This is a genomic window from Actinomadura sp. DC4 (assembly GCF_030406325.1).
Classification (GTDB): Bacteria; Actinomycetota; Actinomycetes; order Streptosporangiales; family Streptosporangiaceae; genus Actinoallomurus.
This window is the reverse complement of the sequence record NZ_JAUEQY010000034.1, coordinates 95,631-113,012: the sequence shown is the minus strand read 5'-3', so window position 1 is coordinate 113,012 and position 17,382 is coordinate 95,631. Positions and strand designations below refer to the sequence as shown.

The 17,382-nt window shown below is 73.7% G+C and carries 14 protein-coding genes; 10 read left to right on the top strand and 4 right to left on the bottom strand.

The window, feature by feature from the left end; genetic code table 11:
* The first annotated feature begins 206 nt into the window (after positions 1–206).
* The 7 genes from QWU11_RS39475 (at position 207) to QWU11_RS39445 (ending at position 6,858) form a co-directional block, all read left to right on the top strand.
* Positions 207–1,331 carry a serine hydrolase gene (locus tag QWU11_RS39475; RefSeq protein ID WP_290119673.1) on the top strand — a complete coding sequence of 375 codons (1,125 nt, stop codon included), beginning with the start codon at positions 207–209 and terminating at the stop codon, positions 1,329–1,331.
* An 82-nt stretch (positions 1,332–1,413) separates the two neighbouring features.
* Complete coding sequence (crtI, locus tag QWU11_RS39470) at positions 1,414–2,919, top strand: phytoene desaturase family protein (protein WP_290119672.1); 1,506 nt, start codon at positions 1,414–1,416, stop codon at positions 2,917–2,919.
* A 115-nt stretch (positions 2,920–3,034) separates the two neighbouring features.
* A complete protein-coding gene (locus tag QWU11_RS39465) occupies positions 3,035–3,988 on the top strand; it encodes a phytoene/squalene synthase family protein (RefSeq protein WP_290119671.1) in 954 nt (317 codons plus the stop codon).
* A gap of 11 nt (positions 3,989–3,999) precedes the next feature.
* Complete coding sequence (locus QWU11_RS39460; protein WP_290119670.1) at positions 4,000–4,320, top strand: lycopene cyclase domain-containing protein; 321 nt, start codon at positions 4,000–4,002, stop codon at positions 4,318–4,320.
* Entirely contained in the window at positions 4,317–4,628 is a 312-nt protein-coding gene (locus QWU11_RS39455; RefSeq protein WP_290119669.1) for a lycopene cyclase domain-containing protein, read from the top strand. The genes QWU11_RS39460 and QWU11_RS39455 overlap by 4 nt, the downstream gene beginning before the upstream one ends.
* Positions 4,625–5,332, top strand: a complete 708-nt coding sequence (locus QWU11_RS39450) for a class I SAM-dependent methyltransferase (protein ID WP_290119668.1) — start codon at positions 4,625–4,627, stop codon at positions 5,330–5,332. The genes QWU11_RS39455 and QWU11_RS39450 overlap by 4 nt, the downstream gene beginning before the upstream one ends.
* Positions 5,329–6,858 carry an FAD-dependent oxidoreductase gene (locus QWU11_RS39445; RefSeq protein ID WP_290119667.1) on the top strand — a complete coding sequence of 510 codons (1,530 nt, stop codon included), beginning with the start codon at positions 5,329–5,331 and terminating at the stop codon, positions 6,856–6,858. The genes QWU11_RS39450 and QWU11_RS39445 overlap by 4 nt, the downstream gene beginning before the upstream one ends.
* Before the next feature lie 106 nt (positions 6,859–6,964).
* Here the strand turns inward: QWU11_RS39445 and QWU11_RS39440 are convergent, their stop codons facing one another.
* From QWU11_RS39440 to QWU11_RS39425, 4 genes are all read right to left on the bottom strand, one after another.
* Complete coding sequence (locus QWU11_RS39440) at positions 6,965–7,939, bottom strand: DUF5914 domain-containing protein (protein WP_290119666.1); 975 nt, start codon at positions 7,937–7,939, stop codon at positions 6,965–6,967.
* A gap of 118 nt (positions 7,940–8,057) precedes the next feature.
* Positions 8,058–10,961 carry a M36 family metallopeptidase gene (locus QWU11_RS39435; RefSeq protein WP_290119665.1) on the bottom strand — a complete coding sequence of 968 codons (2,904 nt, stop codon included), beginning with the start codon at positions 10,959–10,961 and terminating at the stop codon, positions 8,058–8,060.
* A gap of 404 nt (positions 10,962–11,365) precedes the next feature.
* Complete coding sequence (locus QWU11_RS39430; RefSeq protein ID WP_290119664.1) at positions 11,366–12,133, bottom strand: hypothetical protein; 768 nt, start codon at positions 12,131–12,133, stop codon at positions 11,366–11,368.
* Between the two features lie 107 nt (positions 12,134–12,240).
* On the bottom strand, positions 12,241–13,095 hold the full coding sequence (locus QWU11_RS39425) for a ricin-type beta-trefoil lectin domain protein (RefSeq protein WP_290119663.1): 855 nt from the start codon (positions 13,093–13,095) through the stop codon (positions 12,241–12,243).
* A gap of 545 nt (positions 13,096–13,640) precedes the next feature.
* Here QWU11_RS39425 and QWU11_RS39420 point away from each other — a divergent pair.
* The 3 genes from QWU11_RS39420 to QWU11_RS39410 all read left to right on the top strand — a co-directional run bounded on the left by QWU11_RS39420 (position 13,641) and on the right by QWU11_RS39410 (position 17,375).
* Complete coding sequence (locus QWU11_RS39420; protein ID WP_290119662.1) at positions 13,641–14,408, top strand: hypothetical protein; 768 nt, start codon at positions 13,641–13,643, stop codon at positions 14,406–14,408.
* Positions 14,405–15,883, top strand: a complete 1,479-nt coding sequence (locus QWU11_RS39415) for an NADH-ubiquinone oxidoreductase-F iron-sulfur binding region domain-containing protein (protein WP_290119661.1) — start codon at positions 14,405–14,407, stop codon at positions 15,881–15,883. Before QWU11_RS39420 ends, QWU11_RS39415 begins: the two co-directional genes overlap by 4 nt.
* A 157-nt stretch (positions 15,884–16,040) precedes the next feature.
* Positions 16,041–17,375 carry a PP2C family protein-serine/threonine phosphatase gene (locus QWU11_RS39410; RefSeq protein ID WP_290119660.1) on the top strand — a complete coding sequence of 445 codons (1,335 nt, stop codon included), beginning with the start codon at positions 16,041–16,043 and terminating at the stop codon, positions 17,373–17,375.
* The last annotated feature ends 7 nt before the right edge of the window (positions 17,376–17,382 follow it).

The following is a 17,382-nucleotide window of genomic DNA, read 5'->3' as shown; positions in this document are numbered from 1 at the left end:
CCTCGCAGCCGGCGGCGTCGCCGCGCAGCCACGCCAGCCCGGCGGCGCGCCCCGCCGCCGCCACGCGCGCCCAGCCGGCCACGCTGGAAAGGCCCGGGAACGGCGCCGTGAACCGGCCTCGGTCGATCATGCCGTCACCGTACTCCGCCCGGTTCGTAGGGTGTTCCCCACTTACGCGGCACCTCGCGAGTTACCAGGATTTTCCCATGAGCCATTCCTTGGGGCCCCGCCTTCTCGCCCCGGTCGTCTGCGGCGCACTCCTTCTCAGCGCCTCCTGCCGGTCCGACCGCACGCCCCGGTCGGCCCCCGACCCGGGCTGGCCGAGCGTCTCCCCGGCCGCGGCCGGCCTGGACCCGGGAAAGCTGGACGCCATCGCGGCCACGGCCAGGACCGGCAAGTCGAACTGCCTAGCCGTCGTCCGCGACGGGAAAATGGCCGGTGAATGGTACTTCCACGGCACCACGCCGGATACGACGCAGAACATATTCTCGGCCACGAAATCGGTCACGAGCACCCTTGTGGGCATCGCGCAGGACGACGGCGATCTGCGCATCGACGACAGCGCGTCGAAATGGATCCCCGAATGGCGGGGCACCTCGGCGAGCGCGGTGACCGTCCGCGACCTGCTGAGCATGGACTCGGGCCGCGAATGGAGCATGCGCACCGACTATCCGCAGTTGCTGCGCGCCCGCGACCGTACGGACTTCGCCGTCGGCCTGAAGCAGCAGCACGCGCCCGGGAAGGTCTGGGCCTACAACAACGCGGCCGTGCAGACCCTGCAGCGCGTGCTCCGGCAGGCGACCGGTCAGGACGTCGCGACGTACGCCCGCACGCGCCTGTTCGAACCGCTCGGGATGACGAAGAGCGACATGACCGCCGACCGGGCCGGCAACGCGCAGATGTTCATGGGCGTCCAGTCGAACTGCCGTGACATGGCCCGCTTCGGGTCGCTGTTCCTCGACCAGGGCCGCTGGAACGGCAGGCGGGTCGTGTCGGCGAAGTGGGTCCAGGAGGCGACGGGCCACTCCTCCAGCCCGCTCAACGCGGCGTACGGGTATCTGTGGTGGCTCAACCGGCCCGGCACGGTCGCGGGGCCGCTGTCGGCGACCGACCTGGGCGCGGCCGGCCACCTGAAGACCGTCCAGGGGCCGCTGGTCCACGGCGCCCCGCAGAACATGTTCTGGGCGCTGGGCCTCGGCAACCAGCTCGTCCAGGTGGACCCGGGCTCAAAGACCGTCGTGGTCCGGCTCGGCACCGCCGAGCCCCGGCCGAAGCCGCCGACATTCGGCCCGGCCGAGGCGAGCAAGGTCGTCACCGAGGCGCTCACCTGACGACGCCGGATGTGTCCCGGGTTGCGCCGTCTCCCGCGGGCGGCAGGGGTAAACAGCCTGGTGAACGGGGTACTCGTGCCGTATGCGCACCGTCCCCGGCAGGACCGATCACGTCGTCGTGGTCGGCGCGGGACTGTCCGGGCTCGCCGCCGCGCTGCACCTGCGCGGCCGGGGGCGGTCGGTCACCGTCCTGGAACGGGACGAGGTGCCCGGCGGGCGTGCCGGGCGGCACGACGTCGGCGGGTACCGGCTCGACACCGGGCCCACGGTGCTCACCATGCCGGACATCGTCGAGGACACGCTCGCCGCCGTCGGCGCCTCGATGGCGGACCGGCTGACGCTGGTGAGGCTCGACCCGGCCTACCGCGCGCGCTTCGCCGACGGCAGCGTGCTCGACGTACGGACCGGGCGCGAGGAGATGACCGAGGCGGTCCGCGCGTTCGCCGGGCCGCGTGAGGCATCCGGGTACGCGCGGCTGCGCGACTGGCTGACCCGGCTGTACGAGGCCGAGTTCGCCGGGTTCATCGCGGCCAACGTCGACTCGCCGTTCGGCCTCCTGACGCCCGGGCTGGCGCGGCTGGCGGCGCTCGGCGGGTTCGGCCGCTGGGACCGCGCGGTCGGCCGGTTCCTGCGCGACGAACGGCTACGCCGCGTCTTCACCTTCCAGGCCCTCTACGCGGGGCTCGACCCGCGGCGGGCGCTGGCGCTGTACGCGGTGATCGCCTACATGGACACGATCGGCGGGGTGTACTTCCCGCGCGGCGGCATGCGGGCGCTGCCCGACGCGCTCGCCTCCGCCGCGGCCGACGCCGGCGTGGAGTTCCGCCACGGCACGACCGTCACGGGGCTGGAGCGACGGGGCGACCGCGTCACCGCCGTGCGTACCGCGGGCGGCGAGCGTTTCCTCTGCGACGCCGTCGTCCTGACCTGCGAGCTGACGACCGCGTACCGGCTGCTGGAAGAGGTCGCGCGCCCGGTCGTGGCCGCGCCCTCGGCGGTCGTCGTGCACCTGGGCGTGTCCGGCGACCCCGGCGGCACCGCGCACCACACCCTGCTCTTCGGCCGTGCCTGGCGGACGACGTTCCGCGAACTCACCCGCGAGGGGCGGACGATGCGGGACCCGTCCCTGCTGGTGACGCGGCCCACCGCGACCGACCCGGCGCTCGCCCCGGCCGGACGCCAGCTCCTGTCCGTCCTCGCCCCGGTCCCGAACCTCGCCCGCGCCGCGCTCGACTGGGACCGTCTCGGCGCGGCGTACGCCGGTGAGCTGGTCGACCTGCTGGCCGAGCGGTCCGGTCCGCGGGAGAGGCCCGAGATCCTGCACGTGCTGACGCCCGCCGACTGGCGCCGCCAGGGGCTGATCGACGGGACGCCGTTCAGCCTCGCGCACACGTTCGCCCAGACGGGGCCGTTCCGCCCGGCCAACCTGCCCCGTACGACGGACAACGTGGTGCTCGCCGGCTGCGGCACGGTGCCCGGCGTCGGCGTCCCGACCGCGCTGGTGTCGGGACGCCTGGCCGCGGACCGCGTCACGGGCACACCGGCCGTACGCCCACGGCGCGTGATCACCTCGGCGGGCCGCCGATGAGCGGCCGCGAACCGGACACCGGCCCCGCGCCGCCGTCGGCACGACCGGCCGCGAACCGCATCACGCGCACACCGGCCGTACGCCCACGGCGCCTCGTCACCTCCACGGGCCGCCGATGAGCGGCCGGGAGCTGGACGCCGCCGGCATCGCCGGCCCCGCGCTGCGCGCCGCGTACGCCCGGTGCCGGGCGCTCAACGCGCGGCACGGCCGGACCTTCTTCCTCGCGACCCGGCTGCTGCCGCCGAGCCGGCGGCCGGCGATCCACGCGCTGTACGGTTTCGCCCGCCACGCCGACGACCTCGTCGACGAGCCCGCGCCGGACCTGGACGCCGGCCGGATCAGCGCGCGGCTCGACCACCTCGCCGGCACGCTCGCCGCCGGGCTGCGCACCGGCCGGTGCGAGGACCCGCTGCTCGCGGCGGTCGTCGACACCGCCACGCGGTACGGCATCGACGGCGCGCTGTTCGCCGCCTTCCTGCGCTCGATGCGCATGGACCTCACCGTCACCGGCTATCCGACCCGCGCGGCGCTGCGGGAGTACACCTACGGCTCGGCCGAGGTGATCGGCCTGGAGCTGCTGCCCGTGCTCGGCACGGTGTGCGACCCGGCCGAGGCGGAGACCGCCGCCGCGGCCCTGGGTGAGGCGTTCCAGCTGACCAACTTCCTGCGCGACGTCGCCGAGGACCTCGACCGCGGGCGCGTCTACCTGCCCGCCGACGAGCTCGCCGCGTACGGCGTCGACCGTGACCTGCTCTCCCGGTGCCGGGCGGCCGGCCGGCCCGAGCCGCGGGTACGCCGGGCGCTCGCCGACCAGATCGCCCGTACCCGCGCCGTCTACCGGCGGGCCCGGCCCGGCATCGCGCTGCTGCACCCCGCCTCGCGGCCCTGCGTCGCCACGGCCTGCACCCTGTACGGCCGCATCCTCGACCGCATCGAGGCACGCGGCTACAACGTCTTCGCCGGTCGCGTCTCCGTCGGCGCCGGCCGCCGGCTGGTCCTGGCCGGAGGCGCGGTCACGCACGCGATGTGGGCACGCGCCCGTACGCCTCCGGCCGGGGAACACCCGTGATGAGGAGCGACATGGACCACCTGCGGTACCTGCTGCTGCTGGCCGGATGCGTGGCGGTCACGCTCCCGCTCGAACTCTCCGGCAGCCGCGTCTACCGGCGGCCCGCCCGCCTGGCACGCGCCGTGCTGCCGGTCGCCGCCGTGTTCGCGGTCTGGGACGTCGTCGCCATCGCGGCGGGCGTGTGGCGGTACAACCCGCGCTACGTCACCGGGGTCCGCCTGCCCCTGTCGCTGCCGCTGGAGGAGGCGCTGTTCTTCCTCGTCGTCCCGGTGTGCGCCGTGCTGACCTTCGAGACCGTACGGCGGCTGTCGGAGCGGTCGGGCCTGCGGTGAGCGGACTGGGCTACACGTTTCCGGCGCTCGCGTCGGCCGCCGCGGTGGTCGCGATCGAGCTCGGGAGGCTTCGCACCGGGCTGTTCCGGCGGCGCGCGTACTGGATCACGATGGCGATCGTGTTCGGCTTCCAGGTCGTGGTCGACGGGTTGCTGACCCGGCTGCCGTCGCCGGTCGTCGTCTACGACCCCCGGCACCTGACCGGGCTACGCGTGCCGTTCGACATCCCCGTCGAGGACTTCCTGTTCGGGTTCGCGCTGGTCACCGCGGTCCTGCTGGCCTGGCAGCGTACGGGGGAGGTCCGGTGACCGGGCTGCTCCGCCGGCAGGTGCCCGCGGCGTTCGACCGTGGCGCCTCCGCCTACGACCGGCTCGTCGGCGCGAACCCCGGTTACCACGCCCACCTGCGGCGATCCGCCCGTACGTTCGGCTTCGCCGACGGCGGCGCGGGGACGCGGCTGCTCGACGCCGGGTGCGGGACCGGCGCCTCCACCGCGGCACTGCTGGCGGCGCTCCCCCGCGCGCGGATCGTCGGCGTGGACGCCTCGGCCGGCATGCTCGCCCGCGCGCGGGCCAAGAGGTGGCCGGCGGGCGTGGAGTTCGTGCACGGCCGCGCCGAGGACCTCGCCGGCGCCGGGGTCACGGGGCCGTTCGACGGTATCTTCGCCGCCTATCTCGTCCGGAACCTCCCCGAACCGGACGCCGTACTGGCCTCGCTCCGTGACCTTCTGCGCCCCGGCGGCCTGCTGGTGGTACACGACTACTCCGTACGGGACGGCCCGGCCCGGCTCGTGTGGCACACGGTGTGCTGGACCGTGATCATCCCGGCCGGGCGGCTGCTGACCGGCGACGCGGCCCTGTACCGCTACCTGTGGCACAGCGCGCTGGCCTTCGACGGACCGGAGGCGTTCGCGGACCGGATGCGCGGCGCCGGTTTCACCGACGTGCGCGCGGCGACGATGACCGGCTGGCAGAGGGGCATCGTGCACGCCTTCCAGGGCCGGCGGCCATGAGCCGCGACCGGCGGCGCGTGTACCACCCGCCGCACGCCGGGCTGCCCGATGCCGGGCTGCTGGTCCGGAGGCCGCGCGCCGTCGTGGTCGGTGGCGGGATCGCCGGGCTCACCGCCGCGACGGCGCTGGCCGAGCGCGGCGTCGCCGTCGAGCTGTACGAGCGCCACGGCCACCTCGGCGGGCGCGTCGGCGGGTGGACCGAGACGCTGCCGGACGGCACGAGCGTCGGCATGAGCCGCGGGTTCCACGCGTTCTTCCGGCAGTACTACAACCTGCGCGCGCTGCTACGCCGTACCGACCCGGGTCTCGACCGGCTCACCGGCGTCCCGGACTACCCGCTCGTCGACGCCGAGGGCCGTACGGACACCTTCCGCGCGCTGCCGCGCACGCCGCCGTGGAACGCCCTGGCCTTCGCCGTGCGCAGCCCGACCTTCACGCCGCGGGACCTGCTGGCCTTGAACGCCCGCGCGGCGCTGCCGCTGATGGACGTCCGCGTCCCGGCGACGTACGAGCGGCTGGACCACCTGACCGCCGAGGAGTTCCTGACCCGGCTGCGCTTCCCGGCGGCGGCGCGGCACCTGGCCTTCGAGGTGTTCTCGCGCAGTTTCTTCGCCCCGCCGGACCGGCTGTCGGCGGCCGAGCTGGCGGTCATGTTCCACCTGTACTTCCTCGGCTCGGCGGAGGGGCTGCTCTTCGACGTCCCGAACGTGCCCTTCGCCGAGCTGTGGACGCCGCTGGGCGAGCGCCTGGCGGCCCTGGGCGCGCGGGTACGGCCGGCGGCCCCGGTCGAGGCCGTCGTGCCCTCGGAGGACGGGTTCCGGGTGGAGGTCGCGGGTGAGAGCGTGCGCGCCGACGCGGTCGTACTCGCGCTCGACCCGCCCGGTCTGCGCCGTCTCGTCGCGGCCTCTCCCGGGCTGGGCACGCCGGAGTGGCGGCGGCGCGTCGCCGCGCTGGCGACCGCGCCGCCGTTCCTGGTCCGGCGGTTGTGGCTGGACCGGCCGGTGGCCGCGCACCGGCCCGCCTTCCTGGCCACCGGCGGGCTGGCGCCGCTGGACAACGTCAGTGTGCTGGAGCGGTACGACCGCGAGGCGGCGGCGTGGGCGCGGTCCACCGGCGGGTCGGTGGTGGAACTGCACGCGTACGCCGTCTTCGCGCCGCGCGCGCCGGTCTCCGACGGGCTGCTGGCGCGGCTGCACGAGGTCTATCCCGAGACGGCGGAGGCCGTCGCCGTGGGCGAGTTCTCCGAATGGCACGAGGACTGCCCGCTGTTCGCCCCGGGGACGTTCCACCGGCGGCCGGCCGTGGCCGGTCCGCTGCCCGGTCTCGTGCTCGCGGGCGACGGCGTGCGGATCGACCTGCCCGTCGCCCTGATGGAACGCGCCGCGACGACCGGCTGGCACGCCGCGAACCTGCTCCTGTCCGACTGGGGCCTGGCCGGCCACCCGCTGACGACGGTGCCGCTACGCGGCCGCTTCTCCCCACCCTTCCTCCGATCCACCCGAACCGTGCCGGACCGCAGCAGGTAGCTGATCCGCGCCGGTGGTGGCGTGGAAGGGCGACCACCGCCGTACGAGAACGGCCTCCCGAGCCGGGCCGAGGCGGCCTGCGTTCCGGCGGCACCGACCCCGAGGCTCAGACCGTGCCGGAGCGCAGGGCGTAGCGGCGTTCGGCGTAGGCCAGGTCGTCGCGCCACAGTCGTGTCGCGGCGCGCCGCATCAGCGGGCGCATCAACGGTGCGACCGCCTTCGCGACCGCGAACCCGGGGCGCGCCGACGTCGCGGCCACCGCCTCGATCACCGCCGTCCGAGGGCGGCCGTCCCGGCCCGCGCCCAGCGGGGTGGCGTGCGTCTCCACGACGCTGCCCTCGCCCTCCCCCTCCAGGATGCGCATCAGGACCGTACGCGGCTCCGGGCAGGCGAACTCGGCCATTACCGGGACGCCGAGCCACGGGCCGACCCGGAAGGTCACCCGGACGACGAACCGGTCGTCGTCCGGGGCCGGCACGGAGACCACGTTCAGCCGCGTGAAGGCGTACGGGTGGAACCACGCACCGTGCCAGGGGTCGAGGCGGTTGGCGACCACGTCGCCCGGCTCGCACGTCCCGGCCAGGCGGGTCACCGCGCTGACCGCATCCGCGGGCCGAGGCGTCGCGACGGGCGCCGGCAGCGGGGTCTCGCCCGCATCGTCGACGCGCACCCACAGCAGTAACCCGTCGTCGTGCGCGGGCAGGGGTCTCCACTCCTCCGTGCCCTCGGCCGGCAGGCACAGGCCGTGCCAGCGGCACGTCAGGCAGCCGTCCGTCACGCGGCCGCGGGCCAGCGGCGCGCCCAGGTGCGGGCACGCGCCCGGCCCCGCGACCGGCGCGCCGGTACGGTCGCGCCACAGGACGAGTTCGCGCCCGAGGACGCGGGCACCGGCCGGCCGGCCGGGCCGTACGTCGGCGCTCGCCGCCACCACGAACCAGTTGCCCGACGGCCGCGCCTGCGCGCGCTTCAGCGCAGAAGTGATCAACGCCGGGTCCGCGTCCCCCGCCGTGGGCGGCTGCGCGGACCAGCGCGGGCGCCGTACGGGCCGCAGCGGCCAGCGGCCAGGACTCGGATCTGCCACCGTCCGCCCCCCATCTTCGCAGGTCACCGGCCATCTTCCCGGCGACGGCCACCGTCAACCCCGGCGAAACGATGAGGACCCGCCGGCACGGTGTGCCGGCGGGTCCGAGGAAAAGTGCTCAGCGCGTGAACGCCTGGAAGTCCGCCGCACGCACCTGGCCGGAGATCGCGCTCCCCGACACGCAGTCGGTCGGCACGTTCGGGTCGTTCGTCTGCTGACCCGCGTAGTCCGGGTTGCCGGAGCACTGCGAGGCGACGACCTCGAAGCGCAGGTGGGTGGCGGTCGTCTTCGGGATGGAGAACGACCGCATCGTCAGGTTCGGGGCCACCGGCCGGGGCTTCGCCGCCGGGAACGCGTCCCGCGGGCTCGTGAAGACGCGGTGGTAGTCCTTCGCCTGTGAGCAGTCGACCGTGGCCGAGGCCTTGCAGGCCAGCAGCCGGAACGACCGCAGCGCGGTGAACCGGTTCTGGGTCTGCGTGTCGCCGCCGGGGTCCTGCGCGTTCGCCGGCCGCAGCAGCGCGCTGACCTGGACCCGCCGTACCTGCTGCGGGCCGGTCCCGGCGAGCTTGACCGTGACGCCCCTGCCGTCCAGCGGAGCCGCCTGGGCTCCGAGGTAGGCCCAGGTGGTGGCCTCGTCGTCGTCGATGAGCGAGCCGAGGTCGACGCCGTCGCCGCTCGCGGTCGCGCCGCCGGCCGCCGACGCGACGTTGCGCGCCAGCTTCACCTTCACCGTACGGTGCGAGCCCGCCGACAGCCGGGCGGTGAACCGGGTCATGCCGTGGCCCGGCGCCTGCGCGACGAAGGTGTAGCTCCCCGCCACGATCGAGGCGGTGTCCGGCAGGGCGGTGGCCGCGTCGCCGTCCGCGACCGGCACGGCGCGGGCCTGGTAGTCGCCGACGAAGAACCGCGCGCCTTGGACCGGGGCGCCCGTGTCGTCGACGGCGGTGAAGCGGACCGTGGCGTTCCTCGCCGTCGGCGAGGAGAAGCCGGGCGTCGCGTCGCTGTCGGCGTTGGTGTTGCTGGCCGCGCCGCTCCCCATGCCCCGGTGGGCGAAGGTGTTCCACAGCAGGGCCTGGTCGGCGCCGCCGAACCGCATCTGGTCCGCGGCGAGCATCGCGTCACGCGCGTCCAGCATCGAGACGGCGCCGTTGGCCATGAGCAGCCAGCCGTCGTAGACGAGCTGGATCCACCGCCGGTCGCCGGGGCACCTGGTGACCGGCGTACGGCCCTCGGCGCACGAACGGCGCAGCGCGGCGCTGCCGGCGCCGTACTTGGCGATGAACGCCTGCCGCAGGTCGTAGTTGACGCCGTTCCAGATCTCGCCGTCGGCGTGCACCTCGGGCCCGGTGAGGTCGAAGCCGAGGTCGCTGTAGTTCAGCGGGTTCTTCGACAGGTCGTAGTCGCGGATGCCGCGGACCTTGTTGCCGGTGACGTACTGGCCGGTGACGAAGGCCGACTGGCCGGCGGGGACGAGGCCGTTGGCGGCGAGGTACTCCATCGCGTCCAGGTCCGACCACGACTCGCCCATCGCGCCGGCCTGGAAGCCGGTGAGGCCGCGGTCCGGGCCGGCCACCATCCGGTTCGAGATGGCGTGGGTGTACTCGTGCCCGATCACCGACTGGTCGTAGTCGCCGTCGACGCAGGGAGAGTAGAACGAGCCGGCGATCGACTGCCAGAGATACATGTTGGTCGTCGGCGGGTTCCCGTCCGGCGGCGTCGCCTGGTTGGCGTTGTCGCGGATCAGCGAGCCCGGCACGCGCGCGCCCGACTGGGAGTTGCCGTGCTCGGGGTCGGCGCCGAGGCCGCCCTTGCCGAAGTTGTCATCCTGCAGGTTCCACGCGCTCTCGGTGAAACCGAGGTTGTAGGAGAAGTCGTGCATGCGGTTGTGCATGGCGAGCAGGTTCGCGTCGGCCGCGTCGATGTCGTTGCGCTGCGGGCTGTCGAAGGTGCTCGGGTCGCACTTGGTCTTGTACCACTGGTTGGTCCAGGGGTAGGTGTAGTTCCGGTCCGGCCGCGGAGTGGCGAACCCGGCCAGGTTGAAGCCCCGGCCGGTGGCGTCGAGCCAGTCCTGCGCCGCCCACTCGTTGTTGCCGCGGGTGGTCTGGGTCGACTCCGTCGCGCTCACGCTCGGGTCGACGTCCCAGGGCAGCGGCGAGGCCGCGTTGGCGATGACGCGGTCACAGCCGGCGGTCCTGGTCAGGCACCAGGTCTCCCGGGTGTCGCGCGAGGAGTAGTCGGCCGGCGGGTTCTCCGGGAATGCCTTCCACTCGGGGTTCTCGGCGTCGTCGGCGACGTTGTCCTCACGGATCAGGACGTCGCCGGTACGCGCGTCGACGTAGCTCGTGTACGACTCGGCGCCGCTCGCGCCGCTGTCGTTGACGGACACCTCGTACGCCGACCGCGCCCCGCCCTGCGGCAGTGGCACCGCGACGAGCTTGACGCTCTGGGTGCCCTGCAGGCCGCTGGCGGTGAACCGGCTCCAGCCGCCGGAGGAGCCCTCCGAGGTCACCGTGCCGCTGTTCAGGCCGGTGTCGCTGCTCGCGTTCCGCAGCGCCTGCGTCTCGGTGAGCGTGGCCGGTTCGGGCGTGGAGACGTCGGGGGCCAGCGTGGAGTTGACCATGTACACCTTGCCGCCGGCGACGCCGACCGCGGCGAGGCCGTCGTAGCCGGCCGGAAGGTCGCCGAACCGCTCGCGGAACAGGACCGCGGAGCCCGCGCCGATCGGGTTGACCGCCACGACCTCCAGGGAGTCGACGGCCTGCTGGGACACGCCGAGCAGCTCGCGCTGCTGCGAGAGGTAGGCGCGGGCCGCGGTCGCCGGGTCGGCGGCGAGGCCGGTGGCGAGCGCCTGTCCCTGCGGGACCAGGATGGCGGGCGTGCCGAGCTTGTTCCACCGGGCGGTGACGCCCTGCCGCGCGGCGAGGTCGCGCTGCCGCGACGACGGGCCGCGCTGGCCCGGCCGGAAGTCGCGGTCACCGGCGCCCTGGTGGTTCGCCTGGTCGGCCGGGGCCGCGGAGGCCACTCCGTTCGTTCCGACGGTCAAAAGCGCGCCGACCGACACCAGTGCGGTCAGTCGGCGAACCCTTGCTCTGCTGCCTTTTCTGCGCACGGCTCTACCACCTCATCGGGGTTTACCAGGAGCGGGGCGGCCTGATTCAGGAATGGATTCACCGTGTTCGGCGCGCATCGGCGGGGACGGAAATATGCTGCGTCGGCACTGACGGCCACGGCCTGACGCGCCGCCTCCCTTCACGCCCGGTAAATCCGTGGGGAGCATAAGGCGGGGATAAATTAACCGTCAACGGGGCAAATCGCGAACCGGCGCTTACTGAATGTAATAGTGTGAGGTCAAGGCGTGATCAGTGATCGCATTGCGCGAATGCGCGGCCACATGGTGCCAGAAGGCGCTCCACGCGCTCTCGGCGGTCAGCCGCTCGTCGGCACGTGCCGGAACTCCTGCCGCGCCACCTGGAAGGCGTCCGGGCCGACCCGCAGGCCGCCGCGGAACACATGCGAGATGTCGAAGGTCAGGTAGAGGCCGAAGCCGAGCAGCGCGGCCATCACGCCCAGCGGGATCATCGTCATGCCGCGTGGCCGGGCGCCGACGATGAAGGGGAAGATCACGGTCGTGAGCCCGGTCAGGGCGGTGAGGTACAGCAGGGCCAGCGGCGGCCGCGCCCGGGCGTCCAGCGCGCGCTGCCCCCGGGCCGCGGAGATGGCCTGGAACTGCGCCAGCAGCGTGGTGCGGGCGTCCTCGGCCTGGCTCGTGGTGGCCTTCATCCGGACCACCTCGGCGCGCAGGCCGTCCAGGCGCGCCCAGCCGGCCGGGTCGAGCCGGCCGTGCCGCATCGCGGCCCACTCGCTGCCCACGACGAAGTCGACGTAGCCGCGCAGGCCGGCCTGCACCCGCGGGCCGAGCGGCGCGGGGATCTCCGCCGCCGCCCAGTAGGCCCCGATGACGGCCTCGCCCTCGGCCTGGGTGTTCTGCCGGGCCGCGTCGGCCGTGGTCCACGGCACGACGATCGCGATGGCGAACGCCATGAGGAACAGCGCCGAGAGCATCGCGCCGGTGTGTTTCGAGGTGGTGCCGTCATGTGTCTTGTCGTCCGAGCCACGCCCCCACCGCGCGAACAGCCAGGCGGCCATCGCCACCAGGGCGACCGCCGCGACGACGGCGAGAATGCTCACGAACATGGACGACTCCATAACGGCTCGCGATTCGTTGCTTACCGTTATCTGACTATCACGTCACGTGACGGCAAAGGGACCCACGGCCGAATCCGGCCTCACCCGCGTAAGGCTCAGAGTGCGCGCCAACGCTGATTCGACGTGCCCGCGCATTCCCACAGTTGCAGCCGGGTGCCGTTCGCCGTCTCCTGGTCCACGACGTCGACGCACTTGTACGAGCCGAGGTTGACCAGGTCCCCGTCGCCGGTCAGGGCGAAGTGCTGGGCGGAGCCGCCGTGGCAGCGTACGAGCTGGATGACGGTGCCGTCGTCCGAGGAGCCCCACGCGGCGTCCATGCACATGCCCAGGGAGCGTACGGTGCCGTCCCGCTCGAACGTCCACCGCTGCCGCGCGCCGCCGGTGCAGTCGCGTATCCGCAACGGCGTGCCGTCCTTGGGCTCGCCGCCGGTCACGTCGATGCACCGCCCCGACGCCTCGCTCACGAGCGAGCGCGTCGGCGCGCTCCGCGTGCCACCGTGCCGCGCCGCCGACGGGGACTCCGACGACGGAGGGCCCGACGGCGTCGGCGCCACGCGGGCGTGCACGGCTCCGGTCAGCGACGGCCGCGGTGTGGCGCGCCCCGAACGCGACGGGTCGGCGCTCGCCGACGGCGACGGGCGGCGGCGCGGCGCGGACGCGGTCGGTCTCGGCGCGCCCTGCCGTCCGGCGTCCGGCCTGCCGCCGTTCGCGGTGTGGCGGACCAGGACCGGCCGGGACGACACGAGCGTCACGGCGAAGGGCGCGGCCACCAGGACGGCGACGGCCACCTTCAACGGCACCAGGCGTGACGGAGCCCGGTGCGCCGCCGGCGTCGCCGTCTCGGCGCCGAGCGCGGGCGCGGCCGGCGAGGGGGCGACCTCGGTCCCGGCCTTCCCCGGCGCCCGGGACGTTCCCGGAGCGAACATCCCGGTCTGGGGAGGCGTGCTCACCCGCGGCAGCGTCGAGGCGCGCCGGACCCGTCTCCCGCTCTCTCCCCCCGTGCCGTGGTCACCCATCCCGGCGACATGTGTTCGGAGTCAATTCGACTCACTCTCCCGCCGCGCCATGAAAGCGCGCATTATCCGGCGAGGCTTCGGCCATTTTCCACCGGCCAAAGCCACAAAGCAGATCCGTACCCACTCAGGACACGCCGACCGCCGTCACTTCGTTCACATCCGCCATTCCTTCCGGGCCGCCCGGTGCAACAGGTCATCGCCCCGGGTCCCTCCGGGGCGTCGTACCATCAACACGGCCGCGGGGGCGCGAAGAGTTCACCTGTTGACGAAGTACCTGGTCAGAGCACCCATCGACGGCGTCCCCCGCCGCGCTCCGGCGATATCATCGGCACGTCCCGCGACAATCCCAGGAGTACCCATTCAACAAATGGCCGCCATCTCCTACACTCGGGGCATTCGTTTTGGATCGCGCCAGATCCATCAGGAGGCACACGTGCCCAGCCGATATCTTCGAATTACCCGCGCACCGGGAAACCTCGATGGCCGTTTCTGACCGGGAACCGTCCCGTACGCCCGCGCACTGGGCCCGCTACGCGCTGATCGCCGTGTTACTGGTCGCCGGCGGACTCGCGGCGGCCGTGCTGACGCGGCCCGGTTCCGGCGCGGTCGCCCGCCTGCGCGACATGCTGGAGTACGTCGCGGGGGTCTTCGCGCTCCTCGCGCTGACCGAGGCGGTCCTGTCGGGCGTCGCCGCGGCCGAGGCTCTCGTGCCCGTGCGGTTCCGCCTCGTCATCCAGTCGACGCACCGGGCGACGACCGTGATCGCCATCGGCTTCCTCGCCGCCCACGTCGCGTTGAAGATCAACGAGGGGCACGCCGCGCTGCTCGACGCCGTCGTCCCCTTCTCCTCCGGGCGCGGCCGGTCCGTGTGGATCGGGCTCGGCACGCTCGCGAGCGACCTGCTGCTCCTGGTCGTGGTGACCGGACTGCTGCGGGCCCGGTTCGCCGCCGGCCGGTGGCCCTGGCTGTGGCGGACCTTCCACGTCGCGGCGTACGCGATGTGGCCCCTCGCGGTCCTGCACGGTCTCATGGCCGGGCGTGCGGCGAAGACGTGGGTGGTCCTCGGCTACGCCGTGTGCGCCGCCGCCATCCTGCTGGCGGTGGCGAGCCGCCTCCCCCGCCTCGTACGGGAACGGCGCGTGGTCTCCGAGCGGATCTCCGAACCGTACGCTCCCGTGCCGAGCCTGATGGACGGCGGCGACGCCGGACCGGCCCGTACGGCCGGGCGGCCGGGTGATCGGCGATGACGGAGTTCGGCTACCTCAGCCCGGTCCGCCTCCTGTCCGGGCTCGACCGCCGGCCGCGCGTCGACTTCGCCGCTCACCAGGAGGTACACGGCCCGCTCCCGGCCGGGAGCCTGGACGACCTGGTCGCCGCCGCGAAGAAGGTGGACCTGCGCGGGCGCGGCGGGGCGGCGTTCCCGTTCGCGCGGAAGCTGACCTCGGTGGCCTCGGCCGCGCGCTCCCGCGACTGCTCGACGGTCGTGCTGGTCAACGCCACCGAGGGCGAACCGGCCAGCACGAAGGACCACTTCCTGCTCGCGCGCACGCCGCACCTGATCCTCGACGGCGCGGTGCTCGCCGCGCGTGCGCTGGGCGCCCGCCAGGTCGTGGTCGCGGTGACCGACCGGGGTCAGGCCCGGCGCTCCATCCGGGCGGCCGTCGCCGAAGGCGGCCTCGCCGACCTCGTCCGCGTCGCGTCCGTGCCCGAGCGGTTCGTCACCGGGGAGAGCGGGGCGCTCGTCAGCTGCGTCAACGGCGGGCTCCCGCTGCCGCCCGGCCGCAAGGTGCGCACCTCGGAGAACGGCGTGGGCGGGCTGCCCACCCTGCTGTCCAACGCCGAGACCTTCGCCCAGTTCGCACTCCTGGCCCGGCTCGGCCCCGACCGGTACGCGGCCGTCGGCACGCCCGACGAGCCGGGGACCGTCCTCCTCACCGTGTGGGGCACCGACGGGCAGCCGAACGTCGTCGAGACCCCGACCGGAGTGCCCCTCGTCCAGGTGCTCAACCTCTGCGACGCGGGTGTCGGCCAGGGCGTGCTGATCGGTGGTTACCACGGCATGTGGCTCGCACCCGAGGCAGCCGCGTCCGCGCGCGTCTCCCGCGCGGACATGGAGAAGGCCGGGAGCCGCCTCGGCGCGGGCGTCATCCTGCCGCTGAACCCGCAGGTCTGCCCGCTCGGCGAGGCCGCCCTGGTCGCGGCCTACCTCGGCGCGGAGTCATCGGGGCAGTGCGGCCCGTGCCGGCTCGGCCTGCCCGCCATGGCCCAGGCGTTCGGCCTGCTGGCGTCGGGCGACCGTCCCGCCGAGGGCCTGGAGGCTCTGCGGCGCGGTGTCCAGACGGTGCCCGGCCGGGGGGCCTGCAACCACCCCGACGGCTCGGTGGGTTTCATCGAGTCCACCGTCACGACCTTCGCCCAGGACGTGGAGGCCCACCTCGCGCACGGCACCTGCGGCCGGCCGGTGGCCGGGCTGATGCCCGTCGTACGGCAGGACGCGCCGGACGCGGAGGCCGAGGCGTCCAGCGTCCGCCTGGAGGTCGACTGGACGCGCTGTGCCGCCCACGGCCTGTGCGGGCATCTGGCCCCGGGCCTGGTGCAGCTCGACGAGAACGGCTACCCGATCATCGCGGACGCCGACGTCCCGCACCGGCTGGTGTCCGAGGCGCAGGAGGCGGTGGAGAAGTGCCCGGCTCTCGCGCTGCGCCTCATTGAGACCGACTGAGGCGCGAGCACCCGACCCGGGGCCGTACGCTCCAGGGCACGAGCAAATACCTGGGATCTGCGGCTGGTAGGGGCCGATGTCCGGTCATAGTCTCGTGGCGGCGGCATGCTGACGGCCGCCCGGACGTGATCGCGGCAACCGGACCGGGGAAGGGCCCATGCACTCCTCTGACATCGACGATCCGGTCGTCGCCCAGATGCTGTCGAGCCTGCTGCTCGACTCGCACCTGATGCCGCCGGGAAGCCTGGCGGACCATCTGACGGAGGCCGCGCGGCCACTGGGAGTGGCGACCGCGCGCGTCTATCTCGCCGATCTCCAGCAGCACTGCCTGCGGCCGATGCCCGACGGGTCCGAGAAGAGGGCCCCGCAGCTGGAGGTCGAGTCGACGACGGCGGGCCGGGCCTTCCAGACGATCACCGTCCGGTACTCCAAGATCGAACGCCCGAGCGACGGAGAGGGCCGGTACCGGCTCTGGATTCCGCTGGTCGAAGGCGTGGAGCGGCTGGGCGTGCTCGAACTCCGCCTCGCCGCCGCCGGCGCCACCGACGAGGCCCTGGCCGAGGGCCGGCTCAGCCGGACGACGCTGGAACGATGCCGGGTCCTCGCCTCGCTCGCCGCCCTGCTCATCTCCAGCAAGGGCACCTACAGCGACCTCTACACCGAGATCCAGCGCAGCCGGGCCATGGCGCCGCAGGCGGAGATGGTCTGGGCCTTCATCGCGCCGCGTACGTTCGCGACCGACCGGGTGCTGCTCGCCGCGGCGCTCGAACCGGCGTACGAGGTCGGCGGCGACGCCTTCGACCACTCGCTGATCGGCGACCACCTCCACGTGGCGCTCTTCGACTCCGTGGGCCACGACCTGACCGCCGGCCTGATCTCCAGCGTCGCGATGGCGTCGTGCCGTACGACCCGCCGTACCGGCGGTGACCTGACCGAGATCGCGATACGCGCGGACAGGGCGATCGCCGCCGAGTTCGGCGAGTTCCGATTCGCCACCGCGCTCCTGTGCGACCTCGACACCAGGACCGGTGTGTTCACCTGGCTGCCCTGCGGCCATCCGCCGCCGCTGCTCATCCGGGACGGCAAGGTGGTCGGGGAGCTCGAACGCCTCCCGTGCCTTCCGCTGGGCCTCGGCGAGATCGACGACGACCGGGCCGCCGGTGACGAGGCCGGTGACGAGGCCGGTGACGAGGCCCGTTACGACCAGGCGCCCGTGCCCGGGTACACCGAGCAACTGCAGCCGGGCGACCGGCTGCTGCTCTACACCGACGGCGTGATCGAGGGCCGGAGCGAGGACGGCCGTCAGTACAGCCTCGCCCGGCTCATGGACTTCATCCTGCAGCACACCGCCGAGGGCAGGTCCGCGCCGGAGATCCTCCGCTACCTGAACCGGACGATCCTCGACCACCAGCGCGACCGCCTGACCGACGACGCGACGGTGATCCTGCTCGAATGGCTCCCCGAACGGCCTGAGCACCAGCTCACGCTCTGACGCCGCG

What these genes read in the sequence shown, in the direction of transcription:
- QWU11_RS39465 (WP_290119671.1), top strand. Translation starts at nt 3,035, where the DNA reads ATGAGCGGCCGGGAGCTGGACGCCGCCGGCATCGCCGGCCCCGCGCTG.
- QWU11_RS39415 (WP_290119661.1), top strand. Translation starts at nt 14,405, where the DNA reads ATGACGGAGTTCGGCTACCTCAGCCCGGTCCGCCTCCTGTCCGGGCTC.
- QWU11_RS39410 (WP_290119660.1), top strand. Translation starts at nt 16,041, where the DNA reads ATGCACTCCTCTGACATCGACGATCCGGTCGTCGCCCAGATGCTGTCG.
- crtI (WP_290119672.1), top strand. Translation starts at nt 1,414, where the DNA reads ATGCGCACCGTCCCCGGCAGGACCGATCACGTCGTCGTGGTCGGCGCG.
- QWU11_RS39420 (WP_290119662.1), top strand. Translation starts at nt 13,641, where the DNA reads ATGGCCGTTTCTGACCGGGAACCGTCCCGTACGCCCGCGCACTGGGCC.
- QWU11_RS39445 (WP_290119667.1), top strand. Translation starts at nt 5,329, where the DNA reads ATGAGCCGCGACCGGCGGCGCGTGTACCACCCGCCGCACGCCGGGCTG.
- QWU11_RS39460 (WP_290119670.1), top strand. Translation starts at nt 4,000, where the DNA reads ATGGACCACCTGCGGTACCTGCTGCTGCTGGCCGGATGCGTGGCGGTC.
- QWU11_RS39430 (WP_290119664.1), bottom strand. Translation starts at nt 12,133, where the DNA reads ATGTTCGTGAGCATTCTCGCCGTCGTCGCGGCGGTCGCCCTGGTGGCG.
- QWU11_RS39475 (WP_290119673.1), top strand. Translation starts at nt 207, where the DNA reads ATGAGCCATTCCTTGGGGCCCCGCCTTCTCGCCCCGGTCGTCTGCGGC.